Here is a 23,615-nt window from a genome sequence, read left to right on the forward strand (position 1 = left end):
AGTTTCGCCTTAATCCTGGAGATTGTCGCTGCGCTGCATGCCGTCCTTGAGCAGCTGCTCGTGGATCGGTGCCATCCGCCCGAAGATGCGCTTGGCCCGCTCGGGACGACCGATGAAACCGGGCTCCTTGGCGTAGGCGAAGATCACCGTATGGCGCTCGCGGTCGCCCTCGACCGGCGTGACGCGGTGTAGCGAATAGCGACCGAAGAAGATCTGTAGATCACCCGGTTGCAGCTCCAGCGATTTGAGCGTCAAACGATCGCCATCGATCACCCGCTCGACCGCGTCGAAGTTTTCGCCTTCGGGGCTGCGAATACCCGGCGAGTATTCGAAGCGCCCGCCGCCCTTGGCCTGCTTGGTCATCATGGTGACGATGAACTCGTTGGTATCGTAGTGCCAGGGATGCTGACAGCCTTCACGCAGCACATTGATCACCAGGCCCGCCAAAGGGTCGGCGTATTCATGGATGTCGTCCATGCCTACCACGGTGGCGATAAAACGCTGAAACTCAGGGCTTTGGTAGATCTGGCGAATGATGGTGCTGTCGTCGATACGGTCGCCGGCAACGAAGCCGTTAGTGCGGTCGCCGAAGCGGTTCATCGGATGCGTGGCCGGCAGCGAAGGATCGCCATCGGAATTGTAGGGGTTGGTCTCGTTCTGGTTGTAGTGCGCCTCGGGCGACAAGCGCACTGTTTCACGCTCCAGGCGGGCTAGCGCCGCTTCGGGCACGAAATGTTTGAGCACGATACAACCGTCGACCGCCAGCTGGCGACGGCACTCTTCGACCAGTTCGCGGCCCTGGGCCCCTTGCAGTGATGTAATGGGGTAGCGTTCGAGATCAATGAGCCCATCAAGCGAACGTGCTGGATCGTCAGTAATCGTGCTAGTGGAGCCTTCAGCGGGGAAAGACATAAGTCGACACCTGAACAGATAATAATAAATGACACACGAACAGAGTAGTCGGGGTTGATTGATCATAGAAATGAATGGTTGATATGAAAATCATTTCGGGAAATCATAGGTTATGGATACCGAACTTCTACGAGCCTTTGTCGCGGTGGCCGAGTGCGAGGGTTTCAGCGCGGCAGGTAAGATCATTAACCGCACCCAATCCGCCATTAGCCTCCAGATCAAACGCCTGGAAGACCGCATGGGCGAATCGCTGTTCAAGCGCACGAGCCGCAGCGTATTACTGACTCCGGCAGGTGGCCGGCTGCTGCCTTACGCACGCCAGATCCTGAAGCTTCAGGACGAGGCCCAGCGCCTGCTTGGCGCCGAACGCAAAGGTGAGCTCATACGCCTGGGTATCTCCGAGGAGCAGGCCATTGCCTACCTGCCCGAGTTGTTGCCGCGCATGGCCGACTTGTTTCCGGAGGTACGCATTCAGGTCACCTGCGATATCAGCGGCACCCTGGTCCGCCGCTTCCAGGAGGGTCTGCTGGATGCGGTACTCGCCGTACGCCATGCGCCCACCCAGACCGGGCAACTTCTCGGCCGTGAGCAAATGGTCTGGATCGCGGCCGACAACACGCGGCTCGACCGATGGGATAGCCTGCCCCTGGCGCTCAACCCCGAGGGCTGTATCTTTCGCGCCCACGCCTTTGCCGCCCTGGGCCGCACAAATCGCCAGTGGGACGTCTGCTATACCAGCCCATCACCCACCGCCATCAATATCGCCGTGCAGGCGGGCCTGGCGCTGACCGTGAAGACGCCCCGCAGCGTGCCGACAGGATGTCGCATCGTGGGCGTGGAGGAAGGCCTTCCGGTGCTCGAGTATGTCGAGATCGAACTGCATCGAACCCCAGGGCAGATGAGTGAAGCCTTCACCACTTTTTGTGAAATCCTGACCAAGATAGTGACGAATGGGGATTCGCTAAAGAGCGTCGATCTGGGGGCTTGAGGCTTGCCGCCTGGTGTCAGCGATGCCGCGATAGTTCTGTCGTTCTTTAGATCCCCTGTCTTCGCTTATATTTCCAGGAACTCCTTGGCGTCGTGCTCTTCCAGTTCCATGACCAGCGCGTGAATATGTGTGGCGCGTGCCTGGCCGATGGCGGGTAGCCGACAGGGTGACCTCCCCCTTTTAGAGTATTTGCAGGGCATGCGGCTGAAAATCTGGCCGATGCTAGCTAGTATGTGGGCTCCAAGGTTAGCGCCTGCTAACAGGCGTCCGGATCCTTGCCCTTAGCCGCCAAGAAAGTTATTGCCAATGATTCAATCGGCTTGTTATTTTTATACAATATTTTGTTAATTTAAAAGTATTAAAAATACAAAGGTGTGGCGCTGTTGCCAAGGGCTCATTCGTCAGCCGAGGCAGTGCGGAGACGCTTCGCTGACCGACCCCATAAAGCGATCGCCGTTTTACACAGGGAGAATGGGCCTTTGTCGTCACTAAAAGCGCAATACCGCGTGCATTGGTTGACTGGACAGTTTTACGAACATAGCAGGGAGGTCATGTATCGCAGGGCCATCAAGCTGAGAGTGCGGTTTGAGTCTTGTCTCTCGCTGAGTCTGGTGGCCTTGATCTTTGGTATGTTTGCTATTTCGGACTACTACTATCTCGGCTTGACCAGAGCGTTTTATCTACTGATCGCCATGCGTGTCGTGGTGTCTAGCGTCTGCCTGCTTTTGGCATTCGTTATCGGGCGCTGGGGCAACTATTACCGCAAAGTTTGGTTGCACGCTTTGCCGCTCTGGCTACTGGCGACGGCAATCATTTTGATCGTCCCCTTGCGCCCCGAGAGTCTCTCCACCCAGGTCACCGCTGTGGTGGTGGCCACCATGGCTTTCTACCTACTGATCCCCAACCTGCTGACGGTGGCGATGATCGCCAGTCTCTATTTGAGCATTGGCTTCCTGGCGTCCGCGGTGCTGGTTGCGGAGATTGCTCCGGTGGTGGCGCTTCGTATCGCGTTGTTGCTGATCATGACCAATGTCGTGGGTTTCTTTGCCTTACGGCGCTTGGAGAGCCTGCAGCGCAAGCAATTTGCCCTGCTCCACCAAGAGCGTGATAAAAATCACCAGCTGCTCAAGGAAATCGCTCATCGACAATCGCTGGAAGCGCAGTTGCGTATCGTCGCCGAGCGGGATGCTCTGACGGGCCTGGATAGTCGACGTCATTTTATGGACCGGGCTCAAGCCTTGCTGCAGCGCTCGCGATTGGAAAAGACGCCGTTCACCCTTTTCATGATCGATGTGGATCATTTCAAGTCCATTAACGATACCTGGGGCCACAGTCATGGAGATTGGGTGCTGACCGAAATCGCGGGGGCCTGTGTGCAATCCCTCCGACCCATGGATGTGATAGGACGTTTCGGTGGTGAGGAGTTCATGGTGGCCCTGCCGGATATCAGCCTCGACGACGCCCGGACCGTGGCGGAACGCCTGAAGAAGGAGGCCGCCAAGCTGCCGTTGAAGGAAGAATTGAGCGAGCTGTGTCTGAGCGTCACCATCGGTATCGCTAGCGCGCACACTGAAGAGGCCGACCTTGAGACCCTGATAAAGAAGTTGGCCTCCATCAGAAACTACGACTGCCCAGAAGACCAAGGAAATAGTTACATGATCTGCCTACGCCCCGAGCAGTTGCACGGCGATGAAACCGGCTGGGAGCTGGGCATGGCGACGGTGGTGGATAGCGCCTTCTTCGGCACCCACCTCCGCTGCCACCTGCGCAGTGAACGATGCCCGGACACCCTGCTGGTCGCCCATTTGCCACCGTCCGCCCGCCCCGAACCTGGCATGCGCCTGCCGCTCAGCGCCGACCCGGCGGACTTGAGCATCTTTACCCAGCCAGCCCCTGCGGAGGCCATCCTATGATGATTCGCGCCCGACCCGACGAGTGGTACACCACCCAGGCCGTGGGTGACGGGATCACCTATATCGGCGAGCCGTTCATCCAGACGTTCTATCGTTGCAATATCTGGCACATTAGAGGCCGGGAGCGCGACATGCTGGTCGACAGCGGCATGGGCGTGGTGTCGTTGCGCGAGTGGGTGCCAATCGTCACCGAGCGCGAGCTGGTCGCCGTGGCGAGCCATACGCATTTCGATCACATCGGCTGCCACCATGAGTTCGACCACCGCGTGGTGCACCGTGCCGAGGCGGACATCCTCGCCCACCCCGGCCGGCGTGAGACCCTGGCCGACCCCTACGTGACCGACGACATCTTCGACCGCCTGCCGCCGAGCCCCTTCGAGGCCGCCACCTATTCGGTCAAGTCGGCACCAGCGACCCGACTGGTGGAAGACGGGGACGTCATCGACCTCGGGGATCGCGTCTTCGAGGTCATCCATACGCCGGGCCACTCGCCGGGCGGCATTGCGCTCTGGGAAGCACGCACCGGCATCCTGTTCTCGGGGGACATCGTCTATGATGGCCCGCTGATCGAGGATACCTACCATGCCGATGCCAACGACTATGTGCGCTCGATGAAGCGGCTCCATGACCTGCCGGTACGCGTGGTGCATGGCGGCCATTTCCCCAGTTACGACGGCCAGCGTCATCACGAGATCATCCGCCAGTGGCTGGAGGAAAAAGGCTGCTGAAACGGAGGCGGGTATGGTAACTGGAGCCGCATTGGCCGTCCCGAGGAGGTCGCCAACATGGTCCCCTTCCTGGCGGGACCTCAGGCCACCTTCATCACCGGCCTGCGATTGCCGCAGATCGAGGATCCGGCCGAGGTCGACATTGCACTGATCGGACTGCCTTGGGACAGCGGCTCGACGAATCGCGTCGGTACGCCCGAGGTCGGCGGTTTCACGACGCGGGCATCACCGCCTTGACAGGGGCGACGCTGAGGGTGGGACAGGAAAACGTCCCTTTCATCTCGAAACGAGCAGCGCGGCCTCGTGGCTACGCAGGTAGTCCGCACATTCCGTGGCGGGGAAGGGCCTGGCATAGAGATATCCCTGTCCCCTGTGACAGGCCAAAGAGCGAAGGTAGGCTTCCTGCTCGCGTGTCTCGATGCCCTCGGCCAATACGTCGAGCTCCAGACTGCGTCCCATGGAAATGATGGCCTGAGTAATGGCGCTGTTCTCGCGATCACCGGGCAAACCGCGCGTGAACGATTGATCGATCTTCAGCCGGTGGATCGGAAACTTCTTGAGATAGCTCAAGCTCGAGTAGCCCGTGCCAAAGTCATCAATGGCCAGCTTGACGCCAAGCCTGTGTAGTTTCTCCAGCTTGTCCATCACTTCGTGCAAATCCTGCATGACCACGCTCTCGCTCACTTCGAGCTCGAGGTGAGCCGCGGACAGGCCACTGTGCACCAACACCTGCTCCACCTTCTCGACGAATTCAGGCTGGCGGAACTGGTGAGCCGACACGTTGACCGCCACGGTGCCGACGATAAGGTTTTCGGCCACCCATAACGCATGATGACGGCAGGCTGTCTCCAAAACCCAGGCACCGATCGTCACGATCAATCCGCATTCCTCCGCCAGGGGAATGAACGTGTCGGGTGAAATGAGCCCCTGTGTTGGATGGCGCCAGCGTGCTAGCGCCTCGAGCCCCACTATTGCGCCTGTGGCAAGATCCACCTGGGGCTGATACATCACGAAGAGCTCATCGCGTTTGATGGCATGGCGCAGATCACTCTCGAGCGTCAATCGTCCTTGCGCCCAGGCATTCATGCTAGCCGAGTAGAACTGATAGTGATGACGGCTCTCTTTCTTGGCGACATACATCGCGGCATCGGCGTTGCTCAGTAGCGCCGTGGCATCCCGACCGTTTTCCGGAAAGCAGGCGATGCCGATACTGATACCCACGACCACTTCCGTCCCATCGATAATGAAGGGAGAGGCGACGACGGCGAGGAGTTTCTCGGCGACGCGAGCGGCGTCCTGGATGTGGTCGAGCTCCGTTAGGATCACGGTGAACTCGTCGCCCCCCTGGCGGCTGACTGTGTCGCTGGCACGCACGCAAGTCGCGAGTCGAATGGCCACCTCGCTCAGCACACCGTCGCCCAAGGCGTGTCCGAAGACATCATTCACGTTCTTGAAACGGTCAAGATCCATGAAAAGAAGGGCGAGAGGCTTGCCCGAGCGTTTCGCCTGCACAATGGCAACGTCCAGGCGGTCGGTAAACAGGGTCCGATTTGGCAGGCCGGTCAGGATGTCATGCTGCGCCATGTAGGTGAGTCGCTGGTTGGCCACCTGCAACGACTGGTTGGCATGCTCCAGGTCTTTGGTGCGCTCGACAATGCGCTGTTCGAGAAGAACATTGTGGGCCTGCAGGTCGTTTTCCTGCTGTTGCATCGTTCGGCGTTGCTGGGAAATTTCATGCCACATGACCGCCAGCCCTAGCGATACAACCGCGATGATGGCGATGTGCTCCTGGGTCAACAAAACCGCTTGCTGGGGCGTGATACTGGGATAGGGATTCAAGCCACCCATCAAATGGTCAACCGCCAGAATCGCAATCAGCACGACGGTCAGGCTGGCACCCAGCAAGCCGAAATGAAACGCCGACCAGATACCGAGAGGGATCAGCAAAATCGGCGTAAATACAAAATCCTCAACTATTTCGGCACCCTGAAAAAAAACCAATGTGGCCAGCAACAGGGCGATCGCCACAAGCGCCGTTGTTTCAGAGCGTTTGAAGCGTGGAAGGAATAGACGGGGACGATTCTGCAGACGTCGCCACAGCGTGACAAGTAGCGGTGTCAGCAGTAGTAGACCCAAGGCATCGCCGAACCACCAGAGCCGCCACAACAACAAGTAGCTGCTGTCGGCACGTCCCAGTAACACGTATATTGCCGCGCCGAACAGGGCGGCTGACGCCGATGCCAGTAGCGGACCAAACAGCACAAAGGTGGCAGCATTCGACAATTTGTCGAAATCGAAGCGTCCTGAAACGAAATAGCGAATCAGCCAGGCACCGAGCGACGCTTCGAACAGGTTCACCAGGCCAAAGGCCAGGGCTGCCCACAGGGGAAAGCCGGGTACACCAGCGATAAGCTCTGCTGCCAATGCGGCCAGACCCATCAACGGCCACTGCCGATGAGGAAAGAGCAGAAAGGCGGCGAGCAGCACGGCGTTGGGAGGCCAGAAGATGGCGATGCCTTCGGCCGTGATGGTCTGGTTGACCCCGAACCAGGCCCCTACATAGTAGGTGATCCCGACCAGCATCATGCGTATCGAGATATGCACTGCTCGGCTGTCCATTGTGTTCAAACGCTGCTTTATTGGGATATGGCTTACCGATCCATTGATAGCAAACACTAGCAGCGAGCTTACTTTCCTAACTCATCATAGACTAGTGGTTATCACACTTTAATACCACGCAACCGGACAGACCATGATACCTGGATTATCTACTGCATCACGAGGAAGCATGCTGCTCGGCGATCTCGCGCCACAGCCGGCGCCAGCGAAACATGCGCCAGGCTTGCGGCCTGCAAGACGTCGAGTTTCCGTCTGTCACGTACCGCACTGAACCCGGGAAAAGAAATCCTCACTGCCTATCTGTCCGCCCTTCAACACGACTTCCAACCCATCGATGGAAGGCGCTGTGGCGACCAAGCGGCACAAGTGTCCGCCTTGGCGCTCGTCGAAAGCGACGATCTCCAGGGCGTCGGCATCGATCAGGCGCATGGCATGACTCGAGGTATCTCCGCCGGCGAACACGACCCTCTGAATATCGCCGACGTTACAAAGCCGGCCTACGAGCGTGGCGAACACTTCTCCCAGCGCCAGCGACAGACGATCGGCAGAGACACCTGCGACCAGACCCGCCTCTCCACGAGCCGAGGCAACGGCGACGCCATGACTCTGGCCGAAGCCGTTTAACACTTCAACAAACAGGCGACTCGCCGTCCCTCGGGGATCCTCAAGTGCCTCCGCAGGAGACACTCCGAGGATGACTCCCCCCTGGGTCTCGAAATGCGCCAGTTGGTCACGGGTCTGGGGGGAACAACTTCCGGACAACACCAGACATTTATCGACCGCGGCGTAGGTGGTCGGCAGCACAGAGCGCTCGCCCAGCGCCTTCGCCCAACGATGCCCCAGGGCATCGGCCAGGCCCTGCGCGGCGACGACCAAAGTGGCACGTTGATCGGCGAGTCTCAGAACCAGCTCGGCCGCATGCTGAAGTTCGGCCTGATCGATCGCGTCGAGGACCACCAGGCACTGTGCTTCGGTGGCACTGACCAGCTGTTGCCAGCCCCCGTCCGCCTCGCGATAGTCGAGCAGGGTCACCGCCGCCGAGGAAATCGCGGTCTGTGCGGCCAGATGGCGTCGCAGGTCCGCTTCCAGCATCGGGGTCGAAGGGTGATGGGCCATGGCAGGATTCTGGTCCAATCGGCAGATCTCACCCTGGTAGCGCGTAAAAAGCTGCGAGAACGCCGTGAAACGACCAAAGCTAGGCGTGGCGGGCAATACGGGCAGCGCACATCCCGGCCAGCGCTGCCGGGCAAGGTCCAGCACGTGACCGATACTGCCTATGGTCGGGGAGGAGTCGAAGGTCGAACAGACCTTGAACTGCATCAGCTGTGGCGAGATTGCCTCGAGAACCGCCAGGGCAGGCTCGACTTCGGCAGTCATCGCCGTCGGCGCCAACCCGCGGGCCGTCCCCGCCAGCCCCACGATGTCCAGCTCGGAGGCCATGTCGAGAACGGCCTCATGGTTGTCGGTGGAAAAAAACAATCGGCCACGCAGCCCATGGCGGCAGAACTGAGCCAGGTTCTCGGTCGATCCCGTAAAATCATCTCCGTAGAAGGCCACCAGTGGTCGGCGCATGGAATGTCCCTCCGAATGACGCGTTCAGGTGCTCTCTCGCACCATCAGTTGGTGGCCGATATCCAGCTGCGTTGCAATAGACGCCTGCTCCTCCAGTCGCATCAGGAGCAACCTGGCTGCGGCGACGCCCATCTCGAAACGTGGCACGGCCACGGTGGTCAGCCGGGGAGTCAGGTGTTCGCTCAAGGACAGGCCCAGATAGCCGCCGATGGCGATATCCTCCGGCACACGGATTCCTCGCCGGTTGGCTTCCAGTATTGCCCCTGCGGCGAGATTATCGTTGGCAAAATGCAGCGCCTCCAGCTCGGGACACGCCTCCCGCGCCTCGAGAAAGAGCTGACGTCCGATGTCATAGGAGGACGGCTCGTCGTGTTGAAACAGCCGCTCACTCTCTACGCCGGCCTCCCTGAGTATCTGGTGATGCCCTTCGTAGCGTTGCATGGCTCGATAGTCGTGTGTCATGCCCGTCCCCAGGTAGGCGATGCGCCGATAGCCCCGTTCAAGAAGATGTCGCGCCATGGTCGCCCCGACTTGAGTGTTGTCCACGCCGACATTCATGTCGATGCCACCTTCACCCAGCTCCATCATCTCGACCACCGGTCTTCCCCACGACTGAAGGCGGCGTATCGTCCTGTCGGAGTGTTTGAGGCCGGTCAGGATCACGCCGGAAGGTGAGTAGCCCAACACCGAATCGACCAACGCCGTCTCGCGTTCCAGGTTGAAGTCAGTCGAGCCGAGTAGTACCTGATAGCCGGAGGCTTCGAGCGTCTGCTGGATGCCATGGATGACTTCGATGTACGTCAGGATCGACAGCGAGGGCACTATCACCGGGATCATCCTTATGCCGGCGGAGGCCAGGCCGCCGGCGATCAGGTTCGGGACGTACCCCAGGGTTTCTACCGCAAGGTCGATCCGCTTACGGAACTTGAGCGAGACCTTGTCCGGCGTGTTCAAGGCTCGCGACACCGTGATCGGGGCGACACCCGCCTGTCTAGCGACATCCTCGATGGTGACCCGGTGCTCGCCTCGGTGACGCCGACGCCCCGGTGTGTCCGACTTTTCGGTCGCGATGGTCATGGCCTCATCCTGACTGGGTTGCGATCCCCCAAGCTTATACTATGGTTAAGAAATGGTAGCGCTACCAAGCCACACGAACTAGCGTCAAAGACAACATTCCGAACTAGCTTTGAAAGAAAGACAGCAACCCGACCCAGCTTTGGAAGACAACAATCCGGCCCAGCCCTAAAACGACAACAATCGGGCAGATCAAGGAGCAACGAAGGGTGTCTAACACGCCACGACCGGCTTCGACCCGGGTCAACGCCAGCTATGTCATTGAAACACCACTCGATGCCACGCAAGCCGCGGCGGCGATGGCCGGCGAGCAATCCTCGGGTACCTTTCTCAAGCTCGCCGGGGAAACGGAGGCATTGCATGAACGCCATGCCGCGCGCGTCGAATCGGTGACGCCTCTCGAGACTGTCTCCACCCCGTCCCTGCCCGGTGCGCTGCCCGGCGACAGCTATGCCCGAGCGAAGGTCAGCCTGTCGTGGCCGCTGGAGAATATCGGCGCCAGCTTGCCCAACCTGCTCGCCACGGTATTGGGCAACCTCACCGAACTGCGTGAACTTTCAGGCATCCGCTTGACGGATATCGCTCTGCCCGACGACTTCATTGAGCCCTTTCCGGGGCCGCAGTTTTCCATCGGGGGCACACGACGACTGGCCGGGGTCGATGCCGGCCCGCTGGTCGGCACCATCATCAAGCCAAGCGTCGGCCTCTCGCCCGGGGAAACGGCAGCACTGGTCAAGCAGTTGGTAGAGGCGGGCATCGACTTCATCAAGGACGACGAGCTGATTGCCGATCCACCCTACTCGCCGCTGGCCGAGCGCGTCCCGGCGGTCATGCGGGTCATCGAGGAACATGCCCAGCGCACCGGTCGAAAGCCCATGTACGCCTTCAACATCACCGGCGACATCGACGAGATGCGCCAACGCCACGACCTGGTGCGGGACCATGGCGGCACCTGTGTCATGGCTAGCGTGAACTGGATCGGCATGGCCTCGCTGGTGGCGCTGCGGCGTCATTCAGAGCTGCCGATACACGGCCACCGCAACGGCTGGGGCCTGTTCTATCGTCACCCGCAGATCGGCCTCGAGTTTCGCGCCTACCAGGCGCTTCTGCGTCTTGCCGGGGCCGATCATCTGCACGTCAACGGCCTGGGCAGCAAGTTCGCCGAAGCGGATGCCTCGGTGATCGACTCAGCACGCGCCTGCCTCACCCCGTTGCTGGAAAGAGCGGGCCGAGACGACCGGGCAATGCCGGTGTTCTCGTCGGCGCAGACGGTTCACCAGGCGCCGGCTACCTTCGAGGCGCTGAATTCGACCGATCTCATCTTCACCTGCGGCGGCGGCATCATGGGCCATCCCGATGGCGTCGCCGCCGGTTGTCGCAGTATCCGCGCCGCCTGGGAGGCCACATCCCGCGGCGTGGCCCTGGAAGACCATGCCAGACAGGAACCCGACCTTGCCGTCGCGTTGCGGGCGTTTCGCAGCCCGTTTTCAGGATGAATCCATGACACGCCACCCACGCTCACATCCCACAGGGGCCTCACCATGAAGACAATAACCGCAAGCGGTATCGTTCTCGCCGGCTTCGCGTCTCTCGCCACCGCGACGACGGCCACGGCCGAGGAGTTGGCCATCGCCATTCACGTTGAGCCCTCGCACGCCATGTTCAAGGTCGGCGAGCGACTCAAGGAGAACATCGAGGAACAGACCGACGGCGAATTCTCGATCACGCTACTGGGGACCGAGGTGGGCGGCGAACGCGACCACCTCGAAGGCGCCAGCTACGGCGAATACGCCATTGCGCTGGGTGGCTCGATGCCCATGACGCTATACGCCGAGGAGTTCGCCGCTGCCGACCTGCCCTTCGTCTATGGCTCCAACGAGGAAGCCAGGGAGGTCTACTCCGGCGAGACCGGCGATCTGATCAACGAGCAGCTGATCGCCAACGGCAACATGCGCCTGGTCGGGCTGTCGGCGCGCAACCCACGCAACCTGACCTCCAATTTTCCCGTCAATACGCCCGAAGACGTCGAGGAGGTGCGCATGCGGGTACCCGAGATCGCGCCCTGGATCCAGATCTGGGAAGAGATCGGCGCCCTCCCGAGCCCCATCGCCTGGCCCGAGGTCTACACCTCGCTGCAGACCGGCGTGATCGAGATGCAGGAAAACCCCGTTGATCTCATCCATGCCGGCAAGATCTACGAGGTGCAAAGCCACATCAACCGCACCGAACACGTTTATTCCTTCTTCCACTGGCTGATGAACGAGGAGTTTTACCAGGGCCTTTCCGACGAGAATCGCGAGATCATTCTCGGCGCGATCGAGGAAGCCACCACCTGGGGTAACGAAATGGTCGCCGACGGCCAGGCCGACCTGCTCGAGCAACTCGAGGAACTCGGCATGACCGTCGTCGACCCGGACGTGGACGCTTTCCGCAGTGCCGCCGAACCGGCCATTCGCGACATCGCCGACAGCTATCATCCCTCAGTACGCGAGTACGTCCTGTCGCTCGTCGAGTAGTGCTCAGAAGCACGTAGCGGATAGCAACAAGGTGTGCGCAAAAGAGGAAAAAGGCGGGCGATCCGACGTGTGACACAGCCCGTCGGATCGCCCAAGGCTAATTTCCGGCGACCCTATCCTGACGGAGGCGCCCGTGAATACCACGGAACATATTACCCGTGCGATCGAGCTTTTCTGGCGATTGCTGACCGGCATCGTCATGACGGCCTTCGCCCTGATGCTGGTCATCATGGCCGTGCAGGTCATCTCACGCTATGCCCTGGGCATGGCGGTGTCCTGGACCGATGAAGCCTCGCGTTATCTCTTCCTGGCCGAAATTTTCCTGGGCTCCGTGCTGGCACTGCGTTACCAGGAGCATATTCGCATCACCATCGTCACCGACGTGTTGAGTCCCGCTCTGCGCAACATTGCCGCCAGTGTGGCGGACGTGATCTGCGTGCTGGTGCTGCTGATGCTGGTGGTCGGGGCCTGGAATATGATGGATCGCACCGCCGGGATCATGGCCAGTACCTTCCGCATGAGTTTTTCCTATATCTATCTGATTCAAATGATTTCCGCACTGCTGATGATCGGACTACTGCTCGGCGATCTCTACCGGCGACTCACGGGTGGCCTCCCCGTTACCGAAGACAGCAGGAGTGATTGACCATGGAAGTCTTCGTCATCATGTTCGTCGGCCTGATCGTCCTGTTGATGCTGGGGGTGCCCGTGGCTTTCGCCATGATCGCCTCCTCGGCGCTGGTGCTCGGTTACACCCGTGGCTTCGAGGACATTCCCATGGAGATGATCGCCCAGCGCACCCTCTATGGAGTCAACAGTTTCACCCTGCTGGCGATTCCGGCCTTCCTGATGATCGGGCGGCTGATGAACAGCGCCGGCATCTCGGATCGCGTCTTCGATGTCGCCCGCACCATGGTCGGTCATTTCAAGGGCGGCCTGGGTCATGTCAACGTCGTGGCCAGCATGCTGTTCGCCGGCATGTCGGGCTCGGCTGTCGCCGATGCCGGTGGGCTGGGGGCGCTGGAAATCAAGGCCATGGAAGACGATGGCTACCCCACCGGCTTCAGCGCGGCCGTCACCGCCAGCTCGGCGACCATCGGCCCGATCATTCCGCCCAGCATCCCGGCGGTCATCTATGGCGCCCTGGCCAACGCCTCGATTGCGGCCATCTTCCTGGCCTCCATCATTCCCGGCCTCTTCATGGGGGCGGGCCTGATGGTGATGGTGGCCATCATCTCTCACCGTCGCGGTTTCCCTACCCGGGCGAGGGCGACGATGCGCGAGTTCACCCAGGCCATGGCGCGGGGCCTGTTGCCGATGCTGACGCCGCTGATCATCATCGTCGGCATTCTCTCGGGCGTGTTCACGCCCACCGAGGCCTCGGTGGTCGCCCTGCTCTATTGCATGATCATCGCGTTTCTGGTCTATCGCTCGATCAGCTTTCGGGAATTCCTGGGCATCCTGCGTGCCACCGCCATCGATACCGCGGCCCTGCTGTTCATCATCGCCGGCAGCGCCCTGTATAGCTGGGTACTGGCACGCTACCAGGTCACCTCGCTGGTGGCCGACTTCCTGTTGGCCACCGTGACCGACCCGCTGGCGCTAATGCTGTTGCTTGCCTTGTTCATCCTGCTGATCGGGCTGTTCATCGATTCGGTACCGGCGCTGTTTCTGCTGACCCCGCTGCTGGTGCCCGTAGTGGTGCAATACGGCATCGATCCGGTGCATTTCGGCGTGGTGATGATCTTCACCCTGATGATCGGTCTGATCACGCCTCCGGTGGGTACGGTGCTGTTCACGATACAGAAGATCACCGGCATGTCCTTCGCCGGCCTGGTACGGGAAACCATGCCGTTCTACATCCCGCTGTTCCTGGTGCTGTTGATCATCATCGGCTTCCCGGCAATCGTCATGTTTCTGCCCAACCTGGTGCTCAACTAGATCAACCAGGACTGGCACGTGCATTCGAGACGACGTCGCCTGTCCAAGACAACCGAGGAGATTCACATCATGTCTGTTCTCATCACGGGGGGGCTCGGCCACGTCGGCTCCTGGGTGGCCTACCAACTGGCCAAGCAAGGCAAACAGATCATCCTCTGCGACATGGCCGCCGGCCATTTCGATCGGCTGGGGCTCGACTATCTGGAAGAGGTTCGCGACAAGCTGGTGCTGGAAAGCGTCGATGTGCTCGACTATCACAGCATGTTCGAGTTATTCCTGCGTCACAGGGACGAGCTGGAAGGCGTGATCCATGGCGTCTCGGTCATCGCTGGTCCGAACTTTCAAACGCGTCCTTTCAAGCACATCTCGATCAACGCCATGGGCACGCTGAATGTGCTCGAGATCTGCCGCATCCTCGGTATCGACAAGGTCGTCAACATGAGTTCCGGCGCCGTCTACGGCGATGCCCCGGGCCCCCAGAACGAAGCGACGCCCTACAAGGCGACCGACCTCTATGGCGCCACCAAGATTTCCGGCGAGCTCTATGGCGTGCAGTACAGCGACACCTTTGGCATGGACGTACGCAATGCCCGCCTGTTCTTTGTCTATGGCCCCGGCAAGCGCCCCTCGGCCATGCACCTGGTCTATCAGGCCCTGTTCGGCCCGCTGGAAGGGCTCGACAATATCCAGGCGCCCAATGGCGCCGAGCAGGCCCTGGACTGGACCCATGTCCACGATACGGCGGCCGGGATCGTCAAGCTGTTCGAAAAGGAGAGCGTGACGCACCGTAACTTCAACATCTCAAGCGGGGTCACCGTCGATCATCTGCAGATCGTCGAGCATGTGGCGGACATGATCGGCAAACGGTCCAATGTCCAGCTCGGTCCCGGCCCCTTCGTCGTCCGAGGAGCGCCCCTGGATATCTCGCTGGCCCAGCAGGAGCTCGGTTTCGCGCCCAAGTACACCGAGATCCGCGAGGGGCTCCGGGACTACTGGCAGTGGTTGAAGGACAACGCTCCTCGAGAGACAAAGCGTTCGAGTGTCACTACGCTGATGCAACGGCTTCGGCCTTCAGGTCGACCATGAAGAGGTCGACCGTGAAGACAGCTGTCTGTTGACTCGAAGTTGACCGGGTCATGGGGGTCCGGTCGCAAGAGCCAGATTTGGCAATGTATAGGGATATTCATCGTGAAAGACTTGATCACAGCTAGCGGTCACTGCCTTTGCGGTGCCGTGAGCATGAGCGTAAGAGTGAACCGGCAGAACGTGGCGGCCTGCCACTGTCAGATGTGTCGCACCTGGGGAGGCGGCCCACTGCTGGCTCTCGAAACCGTCAACGAGGCGCAAATCGAGGGCGAGGAAAACATTACCGTTTACGCCTCGTCGGACATTGCTGAGCGCGGATTCTGCCGTCGCTGCGGCACCCACCTCTTCTATCGGTTCAAGGAAGGCGGCCACTATGGCATCCCGGCCGGTCTTGTCGACGGCGGAGAGGCTTGGACCTTCGATACCCAGATATTTATCGACGAGAAGCCACACTGGTATGCCTTCGCCAACTCGACCCGGGACCTGACCGGACGAGACGTGATCGAGGCCTACACCAAGGACACTTCGTGAACTGATCAAGAGCCAGGCGCGAGGCCATGGTGGTCTATGGCGCGGCAGTGCTTAGCGCCAGCTCGTTAGCCTGCTAGTATTAGACCTCCTTCTTCTGTCCGTAGGGCCCATGGCAACGTCACCGATTCGCGCACTGCCTCTGCCAGCCGACCGCCCGCTGCTAGGCATTGCCTTCATGCTCGCTGCGGGGCTGCTGTTCACCATGCTCGATACCGGCGTGAAGTGGCTCACCCAGAGCTACTCTCCGGTACAGGTGGTATGGGCACGCTATACCGGCCATATGCTGGTGCTGGGAGCCTACCTGTTGATGCTTGGCTGGCCCCGCTGTCGGGAAATCATGGCCTCCGTCGAGTCACTGCCGGGACAGTTCCTGCGCGGGCTGCTGCTGTTGGGCGCGAGTACCTTCGCCTTTCTTGCCTTCCGCGAGCTGCCCCTGCTGCAGGTCTACGTGATCAACTTCAGCACCCCGCTTTTGGTTACCCTGCTGGCGATTCCGCTGCTCAAGGAACGCGTCACCTTGGCACGCGGCCTGGCCGTCGCCACTGGCTTCATCGGAGTGGTGATCGCCATCGGCCCTGTGGAATGGCGGGACCAACCCGCGGCCCTGCTGCCCTTCGGCATGGCCTTCTGCTTTTCGCTCTATCAGCTGGCCACACGACGCTTCGGACGCAACGATCATCCCTTGGCCTCGCTGTTCTACGCGGGCCTGGCCGGGGCCTTGATGAGCTCGCTTATCGTGCCGTTCTTCTGGTCACCGATCGCCACAGGCGATATCCCCTTGTTCATGGTGGTAGGCACCCTGGGCGCCGCCAGCCAGCTTGGGCTGATCATGGCCATGCGCTGCGCACCTGCCTCCTTGGTCTCCCCCTTCCTCTACTTGCAGATCGTCTGGGCCACCTTCTCCGGTTATCTGGTATTTGGCGACGTGCCGCTGATCGAGACTTATCTCGGTGCCGTGCTGATCATCGGGGCGGGGATCTATCTGGCCACCCGGCGCGGCTGAATAAACGCCTCGTGAATTATGTTCTATACGGTCAACGCGCTGCTGAAATAAAAGAAAGCCCAACCTTCACAGGTCGGGCTTTTAACTTTTATTCCATGTTATCTCATCACGGGACATCCTGTCCGTACATCCATGGGTACATTGAGCTGTCCCTGCTCGACCTTCCTTGTTGAGCCTTCCATAGCTCTATATCAATACCGTAACTGCTATATAGGGGACCAAACATTAACGCACGTTAACCAAGCGTGTAGGAAATTGCCGATAGTTGGCCGGCTTGATCACCCAAACTCGTTTCCCCAGATCTTGAGTGGAACACAAAATCGCCCCGATATTGGCCGAGGCCACGTCTTGTTGGCAATGCGTTGGATATCCCCCTTCAGAGGCTCATGAAGGCTGCATCTTGTCGGTCGGTGAACTGGTAAACCTCATAAGGTTCTTGCTGAGGTCCGGGCATGCCAGGTGTGCCGATGGGCATGCCGGCCAGGCCGATGCCATCGATGGCCGGCAGTTCCTCGAACAACGTCTCCACCGCCGCCAGCGGCACATGACCCTCGATCACGTACTCGCCCATTTCGACGGTGTGGCAGGAGCCGAGTCCGTAGGGGATGCCGGAAGCTTCCTTGATCTGGCCGAGATCGGCGTCATCGATGACGGTGACCGCGATGCCCATCTTCTCGAGATGCCTGGCATAGCCATCGCAGCAGCCGCACTGCGGATTCTTGTAGAGAGTGGCCTCGTCCGGCATGGCGGCCTGGGCGGTCGCGGCGCCGAACATCAGGGCGCCGGAGAGCAACAAGGAAGTGGTATGACGATTCATGAGTGATCCTCCTGGGTGTGACGAGACGTAAACAGGTATTTTACGAGGGCGGAGATACCGAGGCCAAGTAGCAGCAGGACGGCGAGCGGCATCAGCCAGCCCATCCAACCCATGGAACCCATCAGGGCGAAGCAGTCGGTGGTCATCATGGTGTGACTCCTGACGAAAAAGCGGGGAGTTTCGGCGGCGGGCGGTTGGCAGCACCACCGAGGTAGCAGATGCGCCGTCAGGGTCTAGGAGGTTGCCGGGGCGGTAGGTGAATGTATTCGACCACGGCCGGATGGGAGGCCTCGGCCAAAGGATCGAGGCTCTTAGAGGCAATGATGGGAGTGGCAACCAATGTCGCACAGGCGCTGCACTCGTGATCGGGGTTATCCACCATCTCGACCTGAGCCGTCGTGCAATCGGAAGCGCAGGCGTCCATGGCCGCATGGCCGACCAGGCTGGTCACTGACAGCAGCAGCGCGAGCAAAAACGCCAGAAGACGTGTTTCTCGTTTGCGATGCAGCGGTATGGCCTGAACGGTCATGGTGATTGCCTCGTCGTCCTTGCGTCATTCTGAGTCAGTCATGCGAGTCGCCGCATTGATCCAGCGCAAGAAAGAGTGGGATGGTCGAGGGGTGCCCGCCAGGCGGCGGGCACCAGGGGTCATTGCTGGCTTTTGCGAGAGGAGGCGCCCTGCTTCAATTGTTCACGCTGCTCTTCGGTCAGCAGGTCCTGCATCTGATTATGCATACGCACCTTGTCCGCCATCATCTCACCGTGGAGGGTGGCCATTTGACCATGGAGAGCCTTCACCTCCTCCGGATCCGGGCGCTCCGCCTGCATCAGCAGCATCATGTCGTCACGCAGATTCATCATTTCGGCCATGCGTTCGAAATGGGCGGAGCGGTGCTCCTGGCGCATCTCGCGCAGGGAGCTCTGCTGCTCCTCGTCGAGCATTCCGCCCATGCCGCCCATGCCGCCCATGCCGGACATCATGGGGCAGGGCATCATCCCGCCTTGGCCGCCCATCATCATGCCGGGACCCATGCCGCCCTGGCCGCCCTGGCCGCCTCCCATCATCATGCCGGAGCCCATGCCGCCCTGACCGCCTCCCATCATCATGCCGGAGTCCATGCCACTCTGGCCGCCACCCATCATCATGCTGGAGCTCGTGCCGCCCTGGCCGCTGCCCATCATCATGCCCTCAGGCCCTTGGGTGCCCTGCTGCATACCTTGAGCAGAAACGGCGCCGCTGGTGACGATCCCCATGCTGGCGGCTAGAGCGAAGGCGAGAAACTGTTTGTGCTTAACCATGGTATTTCCCCTCATCTTGCTGATGGTAGAGAAGTCGCCTTCCCTAGTTGGTGAAGGCGGGGCTAGCTTCAGCTATAAGCTTACAACCTGTGGGTCGCCCCATGGTCAAGTAAGGCTTTTTCCCTTTGCAACCCTGCGGCCACGGGTTCAGTCTCGTTTCAGGTTTGTGCGGTATAAACGAGTCTCTTAGACGCGACTCAAGAGGTGACACGATGCGCAAGACACTGCTGGCCCTGGCACTTGGCCTGACCACGACGACGACTTTCGCTGCCGGTGAGCACGGCGGTTCCCACGCTACGGCGAGCAATGCCGATATCGATCGCACCATCAGCTTCGAGGCGGGCGACATGTGGTTCGACCCGGAGAATCTCGATATTGCGCCAGGCGAAACCATCAAGTTCGAGATCGTCAACACCGGTAATCTCGAGCATGAGTTCGTCATCGGTGATGCCGAGGCGCAGGAAGCGCACCGCAAGATGATGCAGGAAATGAGTGGCGGGCACGATGATGGTGGACATGGCGGGCATGACATGGCCGAAGGTGAACACGGTGGCAACATGCCGGCGGTGACCATCGCGAAGGGCGAGACGGCAGAACTCGTCTGGACCGCCCCGGAGAACGTCGACGACCTGGAGTATGCCTGCAACATCCCGGGGCACTATGAGGCCGGCATGTCAGGAAACATTGATCTCCAGGGATGATTCTCCCGCATGAAACTGTTGCTACTCGAAGATGACGACCTGCTCGCAGAGAGCCTGGCCGAGAGTCTAAAGGACAGCGGTTACCGTGTTGACCTGGCCACTTCACTAGAAGTGGCCAGGTCGCTGATGGCGACCGAACACTATGTGCTGGCGATTCTCGACCTCGGGTTGCCAGACGGTTCCGGCCTTGAATTACTCAAGGAATGGCGCAAGGAAGGGCATGACCTTCCTGTGCTGATCCTCACCGCCCGTGACACCTGGGAAGACAAGGTCGATGGCCTGGAGGGGGGCGCGGATGACTATCTCACCAAGCCCTTCCACGAGGGAGAGCTTCTCGCACGACTCAAGGCGCTGCTGCGTCGTCGCTCGGGTAGCATGTCGCAGGAACTGGTGCTCAATGGAGTATGCCTCGATGAAGCCAACCAGTGCGTGCGCATCGATGAGGGTTCTTGGCAACCGCTGACAGGTACCGAATTTCGCCTGCTGCGCTACCTCATGCACCATCCCGATCGCGTTCACTCGAAGGAGAAGCTGATCGATCAGCTCTATGCTCTGGGACAAGATGCGGCAGCGCCGAACCTGGTGGAGGTCTATATCGGTCGGCTACGGCGCCATCTTGGCAAGTCGATTATCCAGACGCGGCGCGGGCAAGGGTATGTCTTCGTTTCGCATTGACCGACGCAGCTTGCGGTTCCGGTTGCTGGCCTGGCTATCCGGCATTGCTCTGCTGGTGGCGGTGGCGACGTGGTTTCTGCATGGCATCCTGTTGCAGGATCTGGCCCGCGACTTCCTCGGGGAGCGCCTTGAGCGGGAAGCCGATCATGCGATCGAGCAATTGCAGCAGGACCGCCTCGCTATTCCCATGGCACTGGACTCGGCGAGTCGGGGCTATCAGATTTTCCACCATCTCTACGTGCTCCGTCTGAGTGGCGATACCTCGGCGTCGGATGACAGCTGGCAGGCTACCCTGGCGCCCCTGCTCGATGAGGCAGACGATGCCCTCATCGAGGTGAAGGAAGGCGAACGACATCTGCTCGTCTACCGACGCCACTTCACGCGGGACGGGCAACCCGGTGTATTGCTGGTGGGTGAGGATTTTTCCCAGGTGGAGGCGGGGTTACAGCGGCTTCACTGGTGGGTCGCCGGCATCGCCGCTGGGCTGCTGGTGCTGTTGGTCACCCTGAACCTGCTGGCGGTCAACCGTGGACTGATACCGCTTTCTCGGCTCCGCGACTAGTTGGGACAACTTCAGTCCGGTGAGCGTGAGCGGCTGTCTCTCGATGTGCCGTCCGAGCTGGACAGCCTGGTCGTGCAACTCAACCGCTTCATGGATGAGATCGATAGTCGCCTGCAACGCTCCCGCGACTCGGTGGCGAACCTGTCGCACGCGCTTAAGACGCCGCTCGCGGCGGTAACTCAAGTACTGCGAGGCTCGCGCCCCATTGATGAGGTTCGTCGCAAGAAGCTGGTGCAGCGTCTCGAATATATTCACGCCCAATTGGATGTTGAACTCAGGGGTTCTCGTATCGCAGGCCCCAATGCCGGGCGTCTATCTTGCCTTCATCGTGACGGCACGCGGCTGATCGAGATGTTTCGTGGCATTTATCCGGACAAGCGATTCCATCTGACCCTGCCTGAGGATAGGGACCGGCGGGTTGCAATCGAGTCCCAGGATCTTACCGAGATGCTCGGCATCGTGCTCGACAATGCGGGGAAATGGGCGGCCCACGAGGTGATCTGCCGAGTGGCGGTGGACGGAGCGCTCAGGATCACCGTCGAGGATGATGGGCCAGGTGTTGCAGAGCAAGACCTGTCTAGCCTCGGCCAGCGAGGCATGCGCCTCGACGAGCGTCAGCCCGGATACGGGCTGGGCTTGTCGATCCTGACGCAACTCATGCCTCGGTATTCAGGTCAGGTGAGGTTCGACATCGGTCCCCTGGGTGGCTTGAGAGTCGAACTGACGATTCCCCTCAAAGAACGTTTGATGTGACCGCCTTTTTTCAGCTGTGATTCAGCTTCTCCCGTCACCATGGGCTTCACGAGACATTGACGGGAGTCACACATGGCAAGATCCAGAGTCATCACGCATCCGCTGTCACGCCGTCAGATCCTGAAAGGCGGTGCGGCACTGGGGCTGGGGTCGGCGGCCGCGCTTGGCTTACGTCCCAGCTGGGCCGATCCCTGGGGGCAGACCAACGCCTATGCCAAGGGCGTCGAGGAAGGCCCCGAGGTGGCACTGGCCATCCGCCGTGAGTCGCTGCCGATCGCGGGCCAGCAAACCCACCCCATCAGCATCAACGGTACCAGTCCGGGGCCGCTGATCCGCCTCAAGGAAGGGCAGGATGCGGTACTGCGCGTCACCAACCTGCTCGACGAGCCAACGTCCATTCACTGGCATGGATTGATTCTTCCGCCAGGCATGGATGGCGTGCCGGGATTGAGCTTCGCCGGCATCGCCCCGGGCGAGACCTTCACCTACCGTTTCCCGGTGCGCCAGAACGGCACCTACTGGTATCACAGCCACTCCGGCCTGCAGGAGCAGCTCGGTCATGCCGGGCCGCTGGTCATCGATGCTGCCGAACGTGAGCCTTTCCGCTACGACCGTGAGCACGTATTGCTACTTACCGACTGGAGCTTCGAGGACCCCATGTCGGTCTTCCGTAACCTGAAGACCGCCGAGGGCTACTACAACTTTCAGGAGCGCACCATCGCCGACTTCTTCGCCGACGTGCGCGAGAAGGGATTTTCCGCTACCGCCGAGATGCGCAGCATGTGGGCGAAAATGCGCATGAGCTCGCGCGATATCGCCGACGTGACCGGCAGCACCTATACCTATCTGCTCAATGGTCACTCGCCCCAAGAAAACTGGACGGCGCTGTTCAAGGCCGGCGAGCGTATTCGCTTGCGGGTAATCAACGGCTCGGCCATGTCCTACTTCGACGTGCGCATCCCCGGGCTGAAGATGACCGTGGTGGCGGCCGACGGCCAGCCGATACAGCCGGTCCCCATCGACGAGTTTCGCATTGCGGTGGCCGAGACCTATGACGTACTGGTCATGCCCGAGGACGACACGGCCTACACCCTCTTCGCCGAGTCCATGGACCGCAGCGGCTATGCGCGCGCCACCCTTGCGCCCCGTGAGGGAATGGAGGCGGAGATCCCAGAGCGCCGCCAGATCGCTGATCGTGGCATGGAGGCCATGGGGGCCTACGGCATGGCGGGCATGGACCACTCCGGCATGGCGGGCATGGACCACTCCGGCATGGAAGGTATGGACCACTCCAACATGCAGGGTATGGACCACACCAGCATGCAGGGCATGGATCACGCCAACATGCAGGGCATGGATCACTCCAGCATGGCGGGCATGTCGGATGAGCGTAACGGAATGAAGGCCAGCGGCATGCTGGCGGCAGGGGCGGCGCAGCCGGGCTCTCGCTACGATCAGGCCGGCATCGGTATCGATCCCGACGAGCGCCGGATGCTGGTCTACCGCGACCTCAAGGCCTTTACCCCCTGGGCGGACCGACGTGAACCGGGACGGGAGCTGGAGTTGCACCTCACTGGCAATATGGAACGCTACATGTGGTCCTTCGATGACAAGAAATTCAGCGAGGTGACGGGTCCCATTCACTTCGACAAGGACGAGCGACTGCGCCTGATCCTGATCAACGACACCATGATGGAGCACCCCATCCACCTTCACGGCATGTGGATGGAGCTGGAAAACGGCCAGGGCGAGCTGATCCCCCGCAAGCACACCCTGAACGTCAAGCCCGGCGAGCGCGTCTCGGCACTGATCACCGCCGATGCCGAGGGCAGCTGGGCGTTCCACTGTCACCTGCTTTACCACATGGATGCCGGCATGTTCCGGGTCGTCAAGGTTTCGTAAGGAGAAGGCATGACTATCAACAT

The 23,615-nt window shown here is 60.4% G+C and carries 24 protein-coding genes; 16 read left to right on the forward strand and 8 right to left on the reverse strand.

From position 1 onward, the window contains the following. Positions 1–9: 9 nt before the first annotated feature. Positions 10–912, reverse strand: coding sequence for a HalD/BesD family halogenase (locus KG088_RS16895; RefSeq protein WP_213827391.1), 903 nt, complete (start codon positions 910–912; stop codon positions 10–12). A 112-nt stretch (positions 913–1,024) separates the two neighbouring features. On the opposite strand from KG088_RS16895, the gene KG088_RS16900 reads away from it, so the two are divergent. The 4 genes from KG088_RS16900 to KG088_RS16915 all read left to right on the forward strand — a co-directional run bounded on the left by KG088_RS16900 (position 1,025) and on the right by KG088_RS16915 (position 4,778). Further along, positions 1,025–1,900, forward strand: coding sequence for a LysR family transcriptional regulator (locus KG088_RS16900; RefSeq protein WP_213827393.1), 876 nt, complete (start codon positions 1,025–1,027; stop codon positions 1,898–1,900). 374 nt (positions 1,901–2,274) lie between these two features. Next, positions 2,275–3,813, forward strand: coding sequence for a diguanylate cyclase (locus KG088_RS16905; RefSeq protein ID WP_213827395.1), 1,539 nt, complete (start codon positions 2,275–2,277; stop codon positions 3,811–3,813). Further along, complete coding sequence (locus KG088_RS16910) at positions 3,810–4,541, forward strand: MBL fold metallo-hydrolase (RefSeq protein ID WP_213827397.1); 732 nt, start codon at positions 3,810–3,812, stop codon at positions 4,539–4,541. The genes KG088_RS16905 and KG088_RS16910 overlap by 4 nt, the downstream gene beginning before the upstream one ends. 57 nt (positions 4,542–4,598) lie before the next feature. Beyond that, a complete protein-coding gene (locus tag KG088_RS16915; RefSeq protein WP_213827399.1) occupies positions 4,599–4,778 on the forward strand; it encodes a hypothetical protein in 180 nt (59 codons plus the stop codon). Positions 4,779–4,817: 39 nt separating this feature from the next. Here KG088_RS16915 and KG088_RS16920 read toward each other — a convergent pair whose 3' ends face one another. From KG088_RS16920 to KG088_RS16930, 3 genes are all read right to left on the reverse strand, one after another. Beyond that, entirely contained in the window at positions 4,818–7,145 is a 2,328-nt protein-coding gene (locus KG088_RS16920) for a putative bifunctional diguanylate cyclase/phosphodiesterase (protein ID WP_213827401.1), read from the reverse strand. 270 nt (positions 7,146–7,415) lie between these two features. Continuing rightward, the gene (locus KG088_RS16925; protein ID WP_213827403.1) at positions 7,416–8,732 is read right to left on the reverse strand and encodes a four-carbon acid sugar kinase family protein; all 1,317 of its coding nucleotides are present in this window, start codon (positions 8,730–8,732) and stop codon (positions 7,416–7,418) included. A gap of 24 nt (positions 8,733–8,756) precedes the next feature. Beyond that, a complete protein-coding gene (locus tag KG088_RS16930; RefSeq protein WP_213827405.1) occupies positions 8,757–9,809 on the reverse strand; it encodes a LacI family DNA-binding transcriptional regulator in 1,053 nt (350 codons plus the stop codon). A gap of 206 nt (positions 9,810–10,015) precedes the next feature. On the opposite strand from KG088_RS16930, the gene KG088_RS16935 reads away from it, so the two are divergent. The 7 genes from KG088_RS16935 (at position 10,016) to KG088_RS16965 (ending at position 16,883) form a co-directional block, all read left to right on the forward strand. Next, the gene (locus tag KG088_RS16935) at positions 10,016–11,302 is read left to right on the forward strand and encodes a ribulose-bisphosphate carboxylase large subunit family protein (protein ID WP_213827406.1); all 1,287 of its coding nucleotides are present in this window, start codon (positions 10,016–10,018) and stop codon (positions 11,300–11,302) included. A gap of 45 nt (positions 11,303–11,347) precedes the next feature. Next, positions 11,348–12,322: a TRAP transporter substrate-binding protein gene (locus KG088_RS16940; RefSeq protein ID WP_213827408.1), complete on the forward strand. Its 975-nt coding sequence runs from the start codon at positions 11,348–11,350 to the stop codon at positions 12,320–12,322. Between the two features lie 133 nt (positions 12,323–12,455). Beyond that, positions 12,456–12,968: a TRAP transporter small permease gene (locus KG088_RS16945; protein ID WP_319941467.1), complete on the forward strand. Its 513-nt coding sequence runs from the start codon at positions 12,456–12,458 to the stop codon at positions 12,966–12,968. 2 nt (positions 12,969–12,970) lie between these two features. Further along, positions 12,971–14,263 carry a TRAP transporter large permease gene (locus KG088_RS16950; protein WP_213827409.1) on the forward strand — a complete coding sequence of 431 codons (1,293 nt, stop codon included), beginning with the start codon at positions 12,971–12,973 and terminating at the stop codon, positions 14,261–14,263. 69 nt (positions 14,264–14,332) lie between these two features. Continuing rightward, positions 14,333–15,349, forward strand: a complete 1,017-nt coding sequence (locus tag KG088_RS16955; protein WP_213827411.1) for an NAD-dependent epimerase/dehydratase family protein — start codon at positions 14,333–14,335, stop codon at positions 15,347–15,349. A 102-nt stretch (positions 15,350–15,451) separates the two neighbouring features. Beyond that, positions 15,452–15,880: a GFA family protein gene (locus KG088_RS16960; RefSeq protein WP_213827412.1), complete on the forward strand. Its 429-nt coding sequence runs from the start codon at positions 15,452–15,454 to the stop codon at positions 15,878–15,880. Between the two features lie 109 nt (positions 15,881–15,989). Beyond that, positions 15,990–16,883 (forward strand): DMT family transporter, encoded by an 894-nt coding sequence (locus KG088_RS16965; RefSeq protein WP_213827414.1) that lies wholly within the window; start codon positions 15,990–15,992, stop codon positions 16,881–16,883. 376 nt (positions 16,884–17,259) lie between these two features. Here the strand turns inward: KG088_RS16965 and KG088_RS16970 are convergent, their stop codons facing one another. The 4 genes from KG088_RS16970 to KG088_RS16985 form a co-directional block, all read right to left on the reverse strand. Next, entirely contained in the window at positions 17,260–17,700 is a 441-nt protein-coding gene (locus tag KG088_RS16970) for a DUF411 domain-containing protein (RefSeq protein ID WP_213827415.1), read from the reverse strand. Then, positions 17,697–17,849: a hypothetical protein gene (locus KG088_RS16975; protein WP_213827416.1), complete on the reverse strand. Its 153-nt coding sequence runs from the start codon at positions 17,847–17,849 to the stop codon at positions 17,697–17,699. Before KG088_RS16975 ends, KG088_RS16970 begins: the two co-directional genes overlap by 4 nt. Positions 17,850–17,926: 77 nt before the next feature. Further along, positions 17,927–18,229, reverse strand: a complete 303-nt coding sequence (locus tag KG088_RS16980) for a hypothetical protein (RefSeq protein ID WP_213827418.1) — start codon at positions 18,227–18,229, stop codon at positions 17,927–17,929. A gap of 119 nt (positions 18,230–18,348) precedes the next feature. Beyond that, a complete protein-coding gene (locus tag KG088_RS16985; protein WP_250148333.1) occupies positions 18,349–18,999 on the reverse strand; it encodes a Spy/CpxP family protein refolding chaperone in 651 nt (216 codons plus the stop codon). Positions 19,000–19,211: 212 nt separating this feature from the next. On the opposite strand from KG088_RS16985, the gene KG088_RS16990 reads away from it, so the two are divergent. The 5 genes from KG088_RS16990 (at position 19,212) to KG088_RS17005 (ending at position 23,592) form a co-directional block, all read left to right on the forward strand. Further along, positions 19,212–19,700 carry a cupredoxin domain-containing protein gene (locus tag KG088_RS16990; protein ID WP_213827424.1) on the forward strand — a complete coding sequence of 163 codons (489 nt, stop codon included), beginning with the start codon at positions 19,212–19,214 and terminating at the stop codon, positions 19,698–19,700. 9 nt (positions 19,701–19,709) lie between these two features. Beyond that, positions 19,710–20,375 (forward strand): response regulator transcription factor, encoded by a 666-nt coding sequence (locus tag KG088_RS16995; RefSeq protein ID WP_213827426.1) that lies wholly within the window; start codon positions 19,710–19,712, stop codon positions 20,373–20,375. Further along, entirely contained in the window at positions 20,356–20,937 is a 582-nt protein-coding gene (locus KG088_RS19690) for a hypothetical protein (protein WP_250148334.1), read from the forward strand. The genes KG088_RS16995 and KG088_RS19690 overlap by 20 nt, the downstream gene beginning before the upstream one ends. Beyond that, entirely contained in the window at positions 20,938–21,690 is a 753-nt protein-coding gene (locus tag KG088_RS19695; protein ID WP_250148335.1) for an ATP-binding protein, read from the forward strand. It abuts the gene before it with no gap. A 72-nt stretch (positions 21,691–21,762) separates the two neighbouring features. After that, complete coding sequence (locus KG088_RS17005) at positions 21,763–23,592, forward strand: copper resistance system multicopper oxidase (protein ID WP_213827428.1); 1,830 nt, start codon at positions 21,763–21,765, stop codon at positions 23,590–23,592. Positions 23,593–23,615: the final 23 nt, after the last annotated feature.

It is taken from the genome of Halomonas jincaotanensis (genome assembly GCF_018448785.1).
GTDB lineage: Bacteria > Pseudomonadota > Gammaproteobacteria > Pseudomonadales > Halomonadaceae > Halomonas > Halomonas jincaotanensis.